This is a genomic window from Marinilabilia salmonicolor JCM 21150 (genome assembly GCF_000259075.1).
Classification (GTDB): Bacteria; Bacteroidota; Bacteroidia; order Bacteroidales; family Marinilabiliaceae; genus Marinilabilia; species Marinilabilia salmonicolor.
The window spans coordinates 167894-185158 of sequence record NZ_AJKI01000011.1 but is presented as its reverse complement, the minus strand read 5'-3'; the positions used below and the strand labels follow the sequence as shown (position 1 = coordinate 185158).

Annotated in this window: 11 protein-coding genes; 5 read left to right on the top strand and 6 right to left on the bottom strand. The window is 43.6% G+C overall.

Annotated features, from left to right (window positions below; all coding sequences use genetic code 11):
* Positions 1–92: 92 nt before the first annotated feature.
* Both W7W_RS0107900 and W7W_RS22840 read right to left on the bottom strand, forming a co-directional pair.
* Entirely contained in the window at positions 93–2396 is a 2304-nt protein-coding gene (locus W7W_RS0107900) for an ATP-dependent helicase (protein ID WP_010663259.1), read from the bottom strand.
* Between the two features lie 55 nt (positions 2397–2451).
* Positions 2452–4635: an alpha-L-fucosidase gene (locus W7W_RS22840; RefSeq protein ID WP_010663258.1), complete on the bottom strand. Its 2184-nt coding sequence runs from the start codon at positions 4633–4635 to the stop codon at positions 2452–2454.
* Between the two features lie 178 nt (positions 4636–4813).
* On the opposite strand from W7W_RS22840, the gene W7W_RS0107890 reads away from it, so the two are divergent.
* Positions 4814–6034, top strand: coding sequence for a T9SS type B sorting domain-containing protein (locus W7W_RS0107890; RefSeq protein WP_010663257.1), 1221 nt, complete (start codon positions 4814–4816; stop codon positions 6032–6034).
* A gap of 45 nt (positions 6035–6079) precedes the next feature.
* Complete coding sequence (locus W7W_RS0107885; RefSeq protein ID WP_010663256.1) at positions 6080–7024, top strand: NYN domain-containing protein; 945 nt, start codon at positions 6080–6082, stop codon at positions 7022–7024.
* Positions 7025–7064: 40 nt separating this feature from the next.
* Here the strand turns inward: W7W_RS0107885 and W7W_RS0107880 are convergent, their stop codons facing one another.
* The 4 genes from W7W_RS0107880 to W7W_RS0107865 all read right to left on the bottom strand — a co-directional run bounded on the left by W7W_RS0107880 (position 7065) and on the right by W7W_RS0107865 (position 13993).
* Entirely contained in the window at positions 7065–7640 is a 576-nt protein-coding gene (locus W7W_RS0107880) for a nitroreductase family protein (protein WP_010663255.1), read from the bottom strand.
* Between the two features lie 318 nt (positions 7641–7958).
* Complete coding sequence (locus W7W_RS0107875) at positions 7959–8534, bottom strand: superoxide dismutase (protein WP_010663254.1); 576 nt, start codon at positions 8532–8534, stop codon at positions 7959–7961.
* Positions 8535–8986: 452 nt separating this feature from the next.
* Positions 8987–10066 (bottom strand): PorP/SprF family type IX secretion system membrane protein, encoded by a 1080-nt coding sequence (locus W7W_RS0107870; protein ID WP_148660866.1) that lies wholly within the window; start codon positions 10064–10066, stop codon positions 8987–8989.
* Positions 10067–10081: 15 nt separating this feature from the next.
* The gene (locus W7W_RS0107865; protein ID WP_010663252.1) at positions 10082–13993 is read right to left on the bottom strand and encodes a PKD domain-containing protein; all 3912 of its coding nucleotides are present in this window, start codon (positions 13991–13993) and stop codon (positions 10082–10084) included.
* A gap of 275 nt (positions 13994–14268) precedes the next feature.
* Between W7W_RS0107865 and W7W_RS0107860 the strand changes: the two genes are divergently transcribed.
* The 3 genes from W7W_RS0107860 (at position 14269) to W7W_RS0107845 (ending at position 17084) form a co-directional block, all read left to right on the top strand.
* Positions 14269–15180, top strand: a complete 912-nt coding sequence (locus W7W_RS0107860; protein ID WP_010663251.1) for a proline dehydrogenase family protein — start codon at positions 14269–14271, stop codon at positions 15178–15180.
* Positions 15181–15905: 725 nt separating this feature from the next.
* On the top strand, positions 15906–16427 hold the full coding sequence (locus W7W_RS0107850; protein WP_157202455.1) for a hypothetical protein: 522 nt from the start codon (positions 15906–15908) through the stop codon (positions 16425–16427).
* Positions 16428–16634: 207 nt separating this feature from the next.
* Positions 16635–17084, top strand: a complete 450-nt coding sequence (locus tag W7W_RS0107845) for an Hsp20/alpha crystallin family protein (RefSeq protein WP_010663248.1) — start codon at positions 16635–16637, stop codon at positions 17082–17084.
* The last annotated feature ends 181 nt before the right edge of the window (positions 17085–17265 follow it).

The window sequence follows — 17265 nt, the reverse complement described above, 5'->3', positions numbered from 1 at the left end:
TTGCCTGGAAAAATCTTCAAAAAATGATTGTTCTGGTAAGAGATGCGATTTTTTTTAATCGTAATCCTTTGAAGCTTAAATGTATTGCAAATCTAAGTGATTATTTTAAGTTTGGCAAATTTAAGTAATAATTGTTTTTGTCCCGCATTCTTAAAAAACACAGTGGCTTTGATATTTGGGGTGACTCCCTCAAGATGCAGAACCTTTCCCTGTCCAAAACGCTCATGCTCTATAATTACGCCGGGCTGAATATGATTTTGCTCACCGGGAGCAAGAGAATTAAACCGCGATGATGATTCATTGTCCCGCAGTGTTTTCCCGCTGAAATTAAATTTTTTCTTTTCCTGAGAGGTGTCATCTTTCAGATTGAATCGTTTCTTTTTTATGGCTGAGCCGCGATCCTTTCCTGTTGGTGCAAAACTTCTGGATTCGCTAGGAATATTCAGGTATTCCTGGTTAATTTCTCCTAAAAACCTGCTGGGTCTGGCAAAGGTTAATTCTCCGTATTTGTAACGATTCCGGGCAAAAGTCAATGTAACCCGTTCTTCCGCACGGGTAAGTGCTACATAAAAAAGACGGCGTTCTTCTTCAATGCCTGATTCGGTAGCCGAGGCCATCGATGAAGGGAAAAGTCCTTCTTCCACGCCGACGATATAAACATTTTTGAATTCCAGCCCTTTGGCTGTGTGAATGGTCATTAATGTGACTTTATTGAGGTCGTCGGGTTTGTCATTGTCCTGGTCGGTTAACAGAGATACTTCTTCCAGGAAATCAACCAGACTGTTGTTTTCTCCACTTTCCTGCCGTTCATCGGAAAATTCACGAATGGCATTGAAAAGTTCTTCCAGGTTTTCAATGCGTGTTTGGTTTTCATGCGATTTTTCCTGATGAAGCTCTTTCATAATACCACTTTGAGTGGCTATCTCATTGGTGAGGTCAAAGGCGGACATATTTGGTGCCTGACTCATAAAACCTGATATCAGTCGTGCAAAACTGCTCAGTTTTTTCAGGGTTCCGCTGTTGAATCCGGTATTGGGTAAGGCCGGGTTGGTTATTACTTCCCAAAGACTGAGATTGTTCTGGCTGGCCAGGTTTTCAATCTTTTCCATGGTCGTTTTTCCAATTCCCCGGGCCGGATAGTTGATAACCCGCTTGAGAGCTTCGCTGTCCCGTGGATTTACGGTAATTCTCAGATAAGCCAGCAGGTCTTTTATTTCTTTTCGCTGATAAAACGAAAGACCTCCATATATTTTATAAGGTATGTTTTTCTTACGGAGTGCTTCTTCAAATATCCGTGACTGTGCATTGGTCCGGTAGAGTATGGCAAAATCCTCGTATTGAGACTGGTGTCTCAGGCGGTTGTCATTGATGTCGTTGATGACAATAAATCCTTCATCCACATCTGACTGTGCCTGGAACATATTAATTTTCTGCCCCTCATCGTTCTGTGAATAGACTTCTTTCTTTATCTGTTTCTCGTTATGTGCAATGATGCTGTTGGCTGCGTTTACAATGTTTTGAGTGGATCTGTAGTTCTGTTCGAGTTTGAAAAGCTGATAGCCCTGATAATCGTTCCGGAAGTTTAGGATGTTTTCAATTTTGGCCCCGCGGAAGCTGTAAATGCTCTGTGCGTCATCTCCCACCACACAGATGTTTTTGTGTTTCTCGGCCAGCTTTCTGGTAATAAGGTATTGCGAAAAATTGGTATCCTGATACTCATCGACCAAAATGTACTGAAAGCGGTTTTGATATTTTTCCAGAATCTCTGGATTGTCGCGAAAAAGAATATTGGTGTTGAGCAACAAATCATCAAAGTCCATGGCTCCTGCTTTTCGACACTCTCTCATATAACGCTGGTAAATCTCCGGCATCCTGAACATACGGGCTGCTGCATCAGCGCTGGTGCGTTGAGGATCTTTGGCATATACTGCCGGAATAATCAAGTCATTTTTTGCTGCAGAGATTCTTCCCAGTACAGCTCCCGGACGGTAGGCTTTTTCCTTGTTGAGCCCCAATTCCTTAAGGATGCTGTTGATGAGGCTTTTGGAGTCGGTAGTGTCATAAATGGAGAAAGTGGATGGATAACCCAGTTTTTCTGACTCTATGCGAAGTATTTTGGCAAAAACCGAGTGAAAAGTGCCCATCCATAGCTTGGAGGCCGTTTCCTGTCCTACAATCTGTCCGATTCGGTTCTTCATCTCCCTGGCTGCCTTGTTGGTGAAGGTCAATGCCAAAACGGACCAGGGGGCTACCCCTTTTTCAAGCAGATATGCAATTCTGTATGTCAGCACACGGGTTTTTCCCGAGCCAGCTCCTGCAATGACCAATGAAGGTCCTTCGGTGTTAATCACCGCTTTATGTTGTGCTTCGTTCAGCTGTTGTAAATAATTCTCCACGAAAAAACAGATTTCTTCGGTTTTTAATTTTCTGGTGGTCTGTGGGTTACTTCGATTACTTTTCGGGGGTTAATGTAATGGTTAAATGTCCTAACCCTATATCCTGAAAGGGATTTTGTTGACCTGCAGATTTTATTTTCAGGTATTTCGGATTTGCGGGGATGGAAATGGTCTGTCGCCACCAATGTGCATCGGGAAGCGAAAGAAGATCAAAATAGTCCTTGCTACCAACACGATTATAGTTCTTTATCAGTAGGATGTTTTTTCCCTTTTTGAGGTCGAACACCAGCTCTCTTGTCATTGGTGTGCCTGGAGCATGATTACGGTTCAGAAGAATTTCTTCCTGATTGAACCAAATCTGCAAACCATCGTTTCCGGTTATTCTGTAACAATATTGTTGTTCGTTCTCAGATTCTATTTCCACATAGTAATATCTGGTGGACATGGGGAGAGGAATGAGATGTGTATCCTTGATGTTCCTGAGGTTATGCCATGATGTTTTCAAAATTCTTAAACGGTTACTGCCATTGGGGTTTACGTGGACTTCTTTTAAGTCTCCGTAAAAGATGTCAGATCTGTAGATGTCTCCTGTTTGGATGGTGTCATATTTAGAACAAATCAGATGACCTTGTTTGCCTTTTAGAATAAAGTTTTGGCTTCCCTGGGCTGTTATGGCCTCAATCTCTCTGTCTTTTTGAGTTTTCAGATATTTGAAATCTGCTTTTTGCTGGTGTGATGCGTTAATATGCCATGTCAGAGCGATGGTGGAGGGGATGGCTGTAACCCGGTCCTGTTGTGTGATACTGTTGTGGTGAATAGCCTCTTTTCTTCCTAAAATCAGAGTGTCTGCGGAGGTGACGTTTATGCTTTTGCGTGGTAAGGGACGAATGGTGTTTTCAAATTCTACCTCAATTACAGGAAGTTCCATGGGGTCTGCCATGGCGGGGGATGTCCAAAGGATTTCATTTACACTGCCTTTGTTGACAAACTGGAGGGATATGCCGCTACCCAGAAACCTGGCGGCGGTAATTTTATTGTCCAGCCCCGACAGCCGGATGGTGGAAGTTGCGGGAACTGATTCCATAAAAAGGTATAGCTTATTCTTCTTTCTGGTGATTTTAAAGTTTGATGATTGGGTGTTGAAAGGAGATCCAATTGTTTCATAAACAGCGTTTCTGTTTACTTTTATCCATCGTCCAATATTTTTGAGAATCTCTTCTTCCTCTCCCTCCGTTGAGCCGTCAGCCTTAGGGCCAATACTTAAAGAATAATTCCCGCCGGAGGAGATTACCTGTATCATCTCCCTGACTTTTTCTTTTGCTATAGCTACCGGATTTTTGCCTGATTTTACATCGGTAAATGCTCTGGTGTCCGGGAATGCCGACGCAAGCATGTTCCATGCAATATCGGGGGGCGTACCGGGTAATGTATTGAATTCTGTGGCAATAAAATCTCCCATATCATTGCCGATGCCATCGCTGATCAGGCAATCGGGTTGAAGCCTTTTGACCAGCCGGCGTATTTCATTGCTTTGTTCCGGGGTGTTTAATCCTGAATAAAAATATATTTCGGAAACAGAACCGTATTTGGTCAACAGTTCCTCGATTTGTTTCAGGTTTGTGTTATGATGCTCTTCTGTTACAGGGGTGTTGTGATTTGCTGACATTGGTCCGGCAGCCGGAAGATGCCAGTCGGTGAGGGAGTAACTCAGACTGAACTTTATGTTGCCCGACTTACAGGCATCCGACATCTCTTTTACCAGATCTGTGTTTGCCGGGGTGAAATCTACCGAATTAAAATCTGTTGTATTGGTTTTAAACAGGCAGAATCCGTCATGGTGTTTTGCGTTCAGCACAATTCTTTTCATCCCGATGTCCCGTGCCATATTAACAATCTCATTGGCATCCCACTTTTTGGGGTCAAATTCCCGTGCTTTTCGTTCATACTCTTCGGGTGAGATGCTTGCCGTAGCCATGATGTTTTCGGCTGCGCTGCCCACCGGTTGGTTGTCCGACTTTCCCTGATAGAGCGAATAGACACCAAAATAAACGAAAAGCGATAGTTTGTTTTTATGCCATTCTTCCAGTTTCTTTTCGGATGCTTCTGTGTAAATTTCTTTTCCGCCTGTTTCTTTTTCAGTTTCTTTTTTCTTTTCCGGGGAAGTACAGGCAGCAATAATCATGACAAAAAGTATCACTAAAAAGCTATATGTTTTGTATCTCAGGGATTTGTTGTGCATAACAGTTGTGGTTGTTTTTTTCGCTTTCAAATATAAGAATTCCTGAGTGATGGGACATGAAACTGCTCTATAGTTTTGAATTTTGGGGTTTTAATATCAGATTCACAATTAAATTACTTTATGGTACGTTTTATTATTGTAATTTCGTCACTTATTCTAACGGTTAATGATTTTCAGAATGTTCTCAATTAGATCTTTACTGTTGTTTTTTATTGTTTCTCTTTTGACTTCATTCAGTGTTCGTGGACAACTCTCTGCGGACAATGCTTTTGTTGCTCAAACTGAGTATTCGTCCACGACCCCGGATGATATAGTGTTTTGCTTTCCTGTAGCCAGCCCCATGTCGGTTCGATTTGATTATTCCGGAAGCAGTCCTTCTTTCTCATGGTTTCAGCACGATGTAACCAATAACAGTTGGGATAATCCTTTGACCAATACCGGAAACCAATTGGTTGCCGGATCTCCCGGAGGATATCGCGTAGTAGTGGAGGATGAGACGGGTGCTGTTGTGGCAGATGAAAGATTTTGGGTTTACAATACCCAGGAAATCACCAATCTGGAGGCTGAGATAACTTATGATGATTGTTTTGGTGTTGAAATGTCTGCCTCTGCAGATACCGTTCCGTTGATTTTTTATGATCCTGCAGACGGAAGTTTTGGAGGCGTTCATTACAATCTGTCTTTTGAGTGGACTACCCTGCCTGACGGTAACGAATCGAAATCAGGAAGGAGTGTGGAGTTTGATGCTCCTTTTGAAGACTTAGCTTATGTGGTAACAGTTTCCGGCCGCTTTGGCAATGTCCTTGAATCGACCCTTGATTATTCAGCCATTGCTGTGTCAGCCGAATTTGAAGCCGATGTGAAAAAAGATACTGTGCTAAATGAACGTCATTCTGATGCACAGGGGTCTGCCCCCATTGAGATCAAATTTAACAATCAATCTCAGGGGAAAGTGAATGCCTGGGAGTGGTCTTTTGGAGACTCGGGGCAGTCGGTTGAACAAAACCCGTTATTTGTGTTTTCTGCAGCGGGAACCGATAGCGTATATCTGCGGGTTGTGAACCGCGACTCAGGGTGTGAAAGCCTCAGTGCCCCCTTTGTGGTGAGCGTATGGGAATCGGAACTGGAAGTGCCCAATGTGTTTACGCCCAATGGTGATGGGATAAATGATGAGTTCAGAGTGGCTTACAAGTCCATTAAGAAGTTTGAAATGGTTGTTTTTAACCGCTGGGGACGTCGCGTTTATGAGGGGAATGACCCTGCGCGTGGCTGGGATGGTAAAATAGGGGGGACGATGGGCGCTCCGGGAGTTTATTTTTATAATATACGGGGCGTAGGATATAATGATAATGAAGTGCACAGAAAAGAAGGCGCTGTCCACCTGATTAGAGGGAAATAGAGATGGGAAGGCGTCTTGGAAAAATCAAAAAACAAATACTGAAAAATGCAATTAGAAAAAAACAAAGAATTGATTCGAATAGGAGTATTTTATGATGGCAATTATTTCTTTCATGTAAGTAATTATTACAACTACGTTCATTCAAAACACAGCAGAATAAGCATCTCGGGATTACATGATTTCATTCGTAATAAAGTGGCTTCAGTAGAGTATGGCCCCATGGGGTTCGCTCATTGTCAGATTGTTGATGCACATTACTTCAGAAGCCGTCCAGGTGCTGCTGAAGCCAGTCAGAAAGGGAATTTGCTTTATTACGACCGGGTATTTGATGATATATTGATGTCAGAGGGTATTACCACGCACTATCTTCCTCAGAAAAGTAATGCAGGTGGAAGTTCCCGATTCGACAAGAGCATTGATGTATTATTGGCGCTTGAAGCTTTTGACCTGGCATTTCACAACCGCTTCGACGTAATTGTCCTGATTGCGTCCGACAGTGACTATGTGCCGCTGGCGCGAAAGCTTAACTCCCTCGGTGTGCGCATAATGCTGCTGTCCTGGGATTTTGATTATCGCGACGACTACGGGAATCACCGGGTTACGAGAACTTCGCAGGATTTGTTGAATATGGTTACTTATCCGGTTTATATGGAAGAGATCATTAATGAACCAAAACCTGAGGAGATTCCGTTGGTGGAAAGCCTTTTTGTGAATAAGGATTCGACAACAAAAAATGGAGATTTGGCACCTAAAGAGGAGGACGAAGAACCACTGGGAGAGGATTATGAGGTGAGTACCATTTTGTCTGTAAAATCGGGCTATGGTTTTATAAAGTATCCGCCACTTAATCTGTTCTTTCACTATGAGGCAGTGGTTGGGTGTGATTTTAATGATCTTGAACCGGGCGATCAGGTGAAATTCAGAATTGTAACCAACGAAAAAGGAGATGATGTGGCCATGGATGTAGAGTTGACCAGTCGTCCTTTGTAAAGCAAAAGGAGGCTGTCTTTGCCGGACAGCCTCTGAGAAATCAGCATTTTATAATAATTTCATCCAGTGCTCTTTTGGGCACATGGTGGGTCTGGCTTTCGTCTCTCCAGTATTTGATGTTGTCATCTTTAAGGTCTTCGATGACTACCTGTTCTCTTGGTTTTCCTAGGGCAATGACTTCAACAATTTTCAGATGTTTGGGGATGTTCAGTGCATTGGACAGTTTTAGTCTGTCCACCGAACCAATGATGCAGCCTCCCAGATTTTGCTCGACTGCTCCCAAAAGGATGCTTTGGATAGCAATGCCGTCATCACAAAAATAATTATCCGAAATCTTTGTGTCATTGAGTACCACGACGTAGGCTGAGGGTCTTTCTCCCTTTACAGGGCCGTCCCAGTTGGGGAGATAACCTGCCCAGGAAAGGTGCGGAAAGATCTTTGCATTGGTTTCAGCATCGCAGGATATGAAGTATTTGAGCGTTTGAGCGTTGCGGGCTGACGGGGAAAGACGGGCAAGGTCAACAAGCCCTTCCAGAATGTATTGAGGAATGCTTTCTTCTTCATAGAAACGACGATAACTTCTGTTTCGTCGGATTAAATCTTTCAGGTTGTTCATAGTGTTTGGTTAATTTTGAAAAATCAACTCCGGCATTTAACCTGCATTATTCACAAATAATCTATTCCAATGTCCAACTATCTGCAAAATACAACCGTCCTCAATAAAATGGATTTGAAAATAATTAATACGGTTTATTATTATTTTTTATGGTCGTATTGAACTCGCAAGCTTGCTCGTTTCATTATTTCCTGCATCCATTTTATCTGCGGTTGATTGTATCTCTTGATATTTGAACATCTCATAACGATAATTCATGAATCGAAGATCGACGAAGTCAATAAAGCAGGTTAATCCGGACCTGATTGGTTTAATTTGTTAGAATCTTTTTCCAACGATGTCCCAGTCCACACAATTCCAGAATTTCTGAATGTAATCAGGGCGTTTGTTTTGGTAATCGAGGTAGTAGGCATGCTCCCACACATCACAAGTGAGGATGGGGGTGAGTCCGTTTCGAAGCGGGTTGCCGGCATTGCTCTCTTTTACAATTTCCAGTTTCCCGCTGCTGTTTTTTACCAGCCAGGCCCAGCCTGATCCAAACAATGTGGCGGCAGCTTTGGCAAATTCTTCTTTAAATTGCTCAAACGAGCCAAATGCTTCGTCTATGGCTTGTGCCAAAGGGCCTGTGGGCGCATTTCCTCCTTTGGGAGAGAAGGAAGAAAAATAAAAAGTGTGGTTCCAGACCTGGGCTCCATTGTTGAAGATGCCTCCATCGGCCTTTTTGATAATGGTCTCCAAATCGGCATTTTCAAATTCGGTTCCCGACACCAGGTTGTTCAGGTTGTTTACGTAAGCCTGATGGTGCTTGCCATAATGAAACTCCAGTGTTTTCTTTGAGATGTTTGGTTCCAAAGCATCCAAAGCGTAAGGTAATTGAGGAAGTGAAAAGTTCATAGTGCTTATTTTATCTGTTAGTAATTTGTTTTTTGCATGATAGTCTGCTTTGCATGAATAAAGCAGGCTTCTAAAAAGCGAGGCTTTTTTCTTTCAATGGAATACATAATGTGTTGCGTTTTTAAAAGGCCAAAGGTCTTTGAGCAATAGCTCAGGGCAACGCCCTGGGTTTTGAGGTATCTCTTACGTCCCCTCCCATTATTGGTCGCGACGCGACCAATAATGGGAGGGGGGATTTGTTACAATTTTCCTGGGGCGTTGCCTCAGGCACTTGCTCTCATGCTTTCATCCTGTCACCGTATCTTTCTTATGTATAAGGTCGGTTAAATACGTGATACCCCAATGTGAGCCAGGTGTGTGTCGATGCATGGTTACTTCACCGTTTTAACAAATATAATAAAAACTAAAGAATTATTTCTGTATTTTTTTATTCGTTTACAATGTTGTCCGGATCAGAAAATTCGCTTCCGTTTGTTTCTGTATTTTCCGGTATTTTGTTGGTCTATGAGTGGATTGGACGATGCCTGGCACGGCACAGCGGGTCTTTGCCCTCGGTTTCGCAGGCTGAAGTTCTGATTGAATTCAAAAATCAGGGAGAGTTCATGTGCTCCGGCAGAATTCCATCCCAGATTGCTTATGGTAATGTCGTAGCTGTATCCAAAGCGAACTGCGCCGTGACGGTACGATAGGGAAAGGACGATGGCATCCTGATTGAATTTGGATTCTGTATCGTTACCAAAAACCGGAAGCCCCCGGTACCATAGCCCTATTTCCAACGGATCGTTGAACCAGTAGGCGCCAACATCTGCCTGGTTGAAATTTTGCTGATGCTGAATTCTGAAGGTTCCGCTGAAGGAACGGTCTCCTTTTATTCTGCGCCGCCTCTCCGTCCAGAGGTTCACACCTCCAAAGAATACATATTTTCGGGGAAGCTGCATTCGTTCTCCCAAAAATGAATAGTTGGGGGTAGCCAGGTGATCCGCTGTCATGCCAACCCACATAAACGGACTGTAAAACAGCACGGAGGAGGCAAAATCAACATATTCCGCTTGTTCATTGGTCAGCTGGTCCCATGAACCTGAAGCTCCGCCTCCGATTTGCTCATCGGCAAACCGCAATTTACTGAAATCAATGGAACGGTTTCCGTAGGCAAATTGGATGGCAGGCACAACCTGCCACTGATCTGTAATCTGAATGTTGTAGGAATATTGAAGTGCTGCATGGGTGGTGGTTAATCCGGCACTTCCTGCCTTATCCTGTATGAGTTGTACGCCCAGTCCACTGTTGAATGAGTTGAAGTAGTTGTCGAATGAGACTGCATAAGAGGAAAATGCTTTTTCTATACCCGGCCACTGGTTTCTGTAATTCATTACCAGCCGGCCCCCATCGGTGGCACCGGCAAAAGAGGGGCTCAGATACAGCGGTGATGCATAGAACTGAGAAAAATGAAGGTCCTGTGCATAAGTGCCCGTTCCTGAAAAAAGAAAAAGCATACTCCAAAGAGCGATATGTATTGGTCTGATTTTATGCATAACGGGGCCATCTCATTATCTGAGCAGGGTTACATCTCCTGCTTTTTCAATTCGTTTTCCATCACTCATGGTGGCTGTTACCCGCCATATATATACTCCCTGGGGGGCCAGCTTTTCACGGTAATATCCGTCCCATCCGCGATTGATCTCGGTGGTTTCGAACAGTAGTTCTCCCCAACGGGAGAATATCTGGAGTTTGTATTCTACGATGCCTTTCTGCACAAATGGATAGAATACATGATTGGTTCGCTCGCCAAATTGATACTGACCTCCTGTGGGGCCATTCTTGTTGGGCGTGAATGCATTGGGGAAATCAATTTCTCCTCCCTGCTCTGCTTTGACTGCATCCGGAATGGTAATCTCATCTGTACATCCATCTGAATTCTCCACTCTTAATGTAACATCGTAGCTGCCGGTACTGGCATAGGAGTGGGTGGGAGAAAATTCTACTGATGAATTGCCGTCTCCGAATGACCATTCCCAGAAATTGGCTCCCTGTGATTTGTTCAGGAATGTTACTTCATCATCAGGAATGTAAACAACTTTGGGGACCGGTTCAAAGAGGGCTGTCGGTGTGTTGTATATTTCAATGGTTACATCTTCTGCAGTGATGGTGCCTCCGGGGCCATAGGCGGTTAAGCGCACGGTGTAAATGCCGGGTACCCGATAGGTGTGTGTTGGTTCTTTCTCATTTGAGGACTGGCCATCACCAAACTCCCAGAGATAAGAAGTTGCATCAAGGGTGTTGTTATAAAAAGACACCGTTAATGGAGGACAGCCACTCTCATCTTGTCCGTAGTCGATGGCAGGCATCATAGGACGGATGGATATAATCTCTGAAATGGTGGCTTCACAGAAAGCACTATAAGCACGCAAGCTGATTTCATAATCCCCTGAGGCTTCGTATTGATGCGGTTCCGGGTTGATTTCTTCAGAAGTAGTGCCATCTCCAAAGGACCAGGAATAATTCCATTGACCGGTAGTGGTATTATTTACAGAAACGGTTCTGTCGGGCATTTGCTGCTCAGTCGGAGTAGCGGTAAAGCCTGGAGAAGGAGACGGATGTACGGTTATCATCGTAGCCGCCTCTTCAGGGCATCCAAACGAGGAGGTGCCTGTTACAGATACTTCGTAGCTGATGTCTTCCCCGGTGTTGTTTTCGAAAATATGTGCGGTTTGATAAGTGCCTGTTTCGGTGTTTCCGTCACCGAAGTCCCAATAATAACTTTTTGCACCTGATTGCGTCAGTAGTTGTGAGGTAAACGGAGAACAGCCCTCCTCCGGAGTGGCTGTTAACTCAATTTCACGGACGGGATAAACTGTAATGTATGTGAAATAGCTGTCGGTGCATCCATAGTCGTTTTCTGCCGTTAGATTTACTCTGAAAGATTGAACATATGCCTCCGAATTTGTGTAGGTGTGCGCGGGGGCTTCTTCTTCACTAAAATCGCTCCCGTCACCAAAATCCCAGCTGTAACTTGTGGCACCTGAACTTTGATTGTTAAGTGTGACATTCATCGGTGAACATCCTGCAAGGTCCGAAGTTTCAAATAGGGCCTGAGGAATGGGGTTGACAGTTATTTGATAATTTTTTGTGTCGTTGCAGTTGTCTGCGTTTTTTGCCGTAAAGGTAATGTCAAAAGTTTCAGGAGAATTGGTGGTGGTTCGAAATATATGGGTGGGGTTTTCCAGGGTGCTTGCGGCTCCGTCTCCAAAATCCCATTGATAAGTTTCGGCATTGACTGATGTATTTTCAAAGGTAATCTCCAGAGGGGAGCACGCTTCGGTACTAAATGGTGCCACACTTGCTTCTGCTTGTGGAAGAAAGTTGACTGTCTGAACGGCACTTCCGGAGCAGTTGTCAGCAGACGCTTCCGTCCAGGTGAAGAGATACTCGCCAGGGGTGTCAACAGTGACATTTGTGGTTGGGTCAGTGGCATCTGTAAATGTTGCGGTTCCTGGCCCTGAAGTTGCGGTCCAGTTACCGGTCCCAAAATCGGGAATCGCTTCAAGACTGGTGGATAATCCGCATACTTTTATGTCATCGCCTGTTGAAGGAGAAGGACTTTCGGAAAAAATAACTGTTACAACATCTGTGGAAGTACAGCCGTTCAGGTCAATATTCCAGGATAACTCATAGGTTCCGTAAGTGTCAGCAGTAATGGTGGCATTGTGAATGGTTGCGTTATCAAAAGTGAGGGTCCCGGGGCCTGAAATTGTCTGCCAGAGTCCGGTGGCTCCATTAACCTGGTTGCCGTTGAGTTGATGTGTCAGTGAACAGAGTTGTTCATCAGGACCTGCATCAGCCACGGGTTGTTCTTTGACAATAACACTGATGTCTGTTTGATCTGAGCAACCTTTGTCGTCGATTACCGTGTAGGTATAGGTGAATGTTCCGGTTTCGAAAGAACTAAATTCCGGGTTTGCAACATCTGTGGCGGATAGTTTGTCTGTATCGCTCCCGCTCCATGTATGACTTGTAAATACCGTGGAGCCACCATCAGTTATCGGACTTAGCTCTACGGTTTGTCCGGCACAAACTTCTATTGGGTTGGGGTCGAAAACAATGGAAACATCTTCAATGTCGATGGTGATGTCTGCCTGATTGCTACAGCCGGTATCATCGGTGACTATTGCAGTGAGATTGAAGTTTCCTGTGTTGGCGGTATTAAAATCAGGGTTGGTAATGTTGGTGGCACTGAGGGGACCGGTATCTCCTGTCCACTGAATGGAATATGGCGGGGTTCCTCCACTTATTGCTGCGTTGAGTTGCAGATCCAGTCCGGGGCAGAGGTAAATAGCTGTGCCCGGTGTGATGTCGAGGGAAGGTGCTTCCCTCACATCAATATCAACACTTCCTGATGCTGAGCAACCGTAGGCATTCGATACATTATAAGTTATGGTGTGTGTCCCCGGTCCTGCCGCAACAGGGGTGAATTCTCCTGTGGAGGGATCAACCCCAGGCCCCGACCAGGTCCCTCCGGATGTGGCGGGCACCAGTGTGTAAGGAGCATCTGTTTCACAAAATGGTCCTGCAGGATCAACAGATCCGTCCGGGATGGCTACAATCAGAGCCATGGCAGTGGTTGTCACCGGAGGATTGTCACCGTTTATCGGGTCTCCCGGAGGAGTTGTGGGGTCTTCATTGTATGGGTTACAGGTATTCCAGTTGCGAATGGTGACTTCAAAAAAATCGCCTACGTCGTAATAATCGGGGATGTATATCTCTTCAGAGATCGAGGGAGGAGGGGCAGGAGCTTCAACAGGCTCGGGATAATATTCCACCGAGCCACGGTGTGGCCAGGAGTATCCAACGCCACCAACTGTTGCATCGATTATGGAAGTTGAGCCTGTTCCATAAATCCATTGCGTCCATCGATTTTTATTATTTGGGGTGTCTTCTTCATCCGGTGGAGTACAATTCCATTGACTTACATCCGTGAAACGCACGCTTCCGTCGTTTCCAACGCAAATGGGGAAAACCACTGGGCTGATGTTTAATTCGCCTCCGTTTTCGTTGTCAATGTCCCATACAGTTGCCGTCTGGCCCTGCCCCGAGCTGGTACATAATACGCCATCAACCATTAAAAAGGCCTCTGCGTAGTAATTGCATCTGTCTCCGTTTTTAGGATATATATGTGTGGCACTGGCCTGCCAGTTACCAGTTGTGAGTTCTGATGCAGAAATAATTTCCGGATCTGTCCCATCCCCCCAGTCGAAGTAAATGCTTACGTTTCCGGTACCTCCATCATCCACTCCGCGGAAAGTGACAATGCGTTCCACGGTCACCGGAGCACAACGTTTATTGAATATCCAATCATCGTTTTGTCCGTTGGTGTAATCACAACTTTGCGCAAAACCCATGTTTGCCGTTAACAGCCAGATTGCTGCGGCACCAAATAACCCTGTGAATATGTTTCTGTTCATATTTCTTAGTATGACCCTTTCTCTCCCCTCTTTGCATCGTGCTGATTTGATTTACAAATCAGACTTACAACAAAATATGAATTTTATCAGACTAAGTCAATTGCTGACTTAATCGTGAGATGTGTCATTTTTTTTCTGACCTTATTTTGGAAAATTTACATAAGTCCTTCGCGGTTGGGTGGGGTTATACTGAAAATGAGGACTTATGTTTCACGACTTTTGACCCTGATGAGGGTTTTTTCCCATCATGGTTGCGGTCCTTATCTCTTTAACGTATGATAAACAAATTCATTGCATCGGTTTTGCCTTACCTTCCAAAGAAATTTGTCTGGATCTTTTCAAGACGCTATATATCAGGTAAAAAAATTGATGATGCTGTTGCTGCTTCACAGAAACTTGCAAAGGAAGGAATCCGTGTAACCATCGACCATCTCGGGGAATATATCTCAGAACTAAGTCAGGCGGATGAGGTTAGAAAAGTTTATCTGGATATGATTGATCGTTTTGAGCAGGATGGGATTCAGGCAACTTATTCTCTGAAACCTTCCAGTTTCGGACTTCAGATTGATTTTGAAACGGGATGTAATTATGTGCAGGAAATTGTAGAAAAGGCACGTTCCTATAATTCTTTTGTGCGAATTGATATGGAAGACAGCAGTTGCGTGGATGATGAACTAAAACTGTACCAAAAGATTCACGATTTGTACCCCGAGAATGTGGGCATCGTTATTCAGGCTTACCTCAAGCGAACGCCAAAAGATCTGGAGTTTCTTGCGGCGTTGCATTCTGCCAAAAAACCGGTCAATGTGCGTCTTTGTAAAGGGATTTATCTGGAGCCGGAGAATATTGCGGTTAAAGACAGGAAAGAAATCAATTCTCACTTTTTGGAAGCTCTTGACTTTCTATTTCAAAAAGGTATATATGTTGGAATCGCAACTCACGACAGGGCTTTGACAGATGGTGCGCAAGGGCTTATTGAGCGTTACTCACTTAACGGGAAGAATTACGAATTTCAGATGCTATACGGTGTTACTCCCGAATTGAGAAAAGAACTTCTGGCTGCCGGACATCAAATGCGGGTTTATGTTCCTTTCGGCGAGCAGTGGTTTGGATATTCAACCAGACGTTTGAAAGAAAATCCACGCATGGCTTTTTATATTATTAAGGCCTTGTTTTACAGAGGGTGATTGGCAATTACCAGTTAACAATGATTAATTACCAATGAAACGAGTCCCGAATGTTCGGGACGAGTTCCATCCGACCTTGAAAATAATTTTTAGACGGATGAATAAGAGCATTAGCATTCTGGGGGCAAGCGTAGCGCAGCAAATGGTACTTTATGGGCATACACTAATTTGATATTAATGGACTTAAATTTATGCACTAACCAATTACAAACACAAGGGCTAATTAGTGCCCGTCTATAAACAAAGCTAAGTTTGTACATGGCCATGTGTCTGGTCAGAAAGTGCCAGTTGCAAGGCTTGCGCAGCCGCCAAAAGCGGAGTTTACTTGGGTAAATGAGTATTTTGGCGGCAAGCGTAACGACGCAAATGGTACTTTAGGAGCATACACTAATTAAAGGGTCGTTTCTCGTTTGAAACGACCCTTTACACACAGGAATTGTTGGGAGGAAATTAAAAAAAATGTCTCCGGCTCAAAGATCTTGTTTTGCCTGCTCTTCCATGTTACCTCTATGTTATCCGTATTTTAAATTCTTGTTGGTCTTACTTCTTCCATATAATCGCTCCACTCCGTGCTAACCAGGAGTGATGAAGCAGGAGGCCCGATGGCGGGCCGGCAGTTAATCGGAGCTTTAAGAAGATAAATAATCCAAAAGTTATTGAAAAGTCCTTCCTGGTTATTGATTTTAAATAAAAATATATTGTTTTTCAATAAAATATATTTGTTTTTGAAGAAAGAAAAGGGCATGCTTAAAGGGCTTTGTTTAAAGAGAAAAATCACATTTCTTTCTGTAGTTGCCGGCGTGCTTTATGTCTGGATGTTGATTTTTCCCATATATGATGATTGGGAAGACCATAAAATGAGTTTTCTGCGGGGATATGGCGTCGAAGGCTATGAAAATAAGGAAGGGTTGGTAAAGGATTCTCTGTTTGATGTCTGTTATTTAAGTGTTACCCCCAAAGAGAGTGTTTTTCTCTTTCCGGAAGAGGTTCAAGCCTATAGAGGTGAAACTATTGATTCCCGTTTTTCGCGAATAGAAATAGCTTTGCCCGATAAATTTATTCAGAAATCTGAGGTTAATTCAATGGAGACTGTTCAGGGGATTTTACTTTTTATTATGGTCGTGTTCTTTGTTTTGTTGCCTGTCCGTTTCTTTAAGTTGATCTCATCCCTGCAAGATGGAAATTTCTTTGATCGTAGGAATGTTCGGTTTATCCGGCAAATGGGGTGGCTTCTTCTTGGAGTTTAGAGAGTGATGTTTTCGGGTTTAAAATGATTTTTGAGTAAGCAATATGACAAATTGGCTGATTCTTGAGCGTTCTGGTGACAATTTGGCGCACAAGGTGTCTTAAATCTGTCATTTAGACAGCTTTATGGTGTTGGCATTTCCTTTGATGTAAGGTTTATCAGAGTACAAAAATTTAAATGTTAAACTAAAAAATTGGAGGATATAATTATGACACTTGTAAGAAGATTTAACAACCAGGTACCAGAAATCGCCAACATATTTGATGATTTCTTTGGTGGCGACTTTTTTGAAGCTCCAGCTCGTCAGGGATACAAAACTTCCACTCCTGCAGTAAATGTAATGGAGAATGAAGATGAATATGTGATTGAAGTTGCCGCTCCGGGTATGAAGAAAGATGATTTCAAGGTAGAGGTCAACAACGGTGTGTTAAGCATCTCTGCTGAAATGGAAGAGAAAGATGAGCAGAAGGATGAAGAACATGGATATACCCGACGTGAGTTTTGCTATTCATCATTCAATCGCTCATTTGCTATCCCCAAAAATGAGGTGGATGAAGGAAAAATCGATGCCTCTTACAAAGATGGTCTTCTGAAAATTAAATTGCAGAAGCGTGAAGAGGTAAAACCGAAGCCTGCTCGTATGATTGAAATTAAATAAGCGGGTGATTGATTTGTCTTAAATTATTTTTGAGTGACTCTTTTTGATGACTCCCTCTGTTAGCTTTGCCGGCAGAGGGAGTTTTTGTGTGGGTGTGCTTTTGTCTCATGAAGCTTTCCAAAAAATTCAATTTTGATGACATTCTGAGAACCTACCCCAAAAAAAGCTTGGGGAATAATAT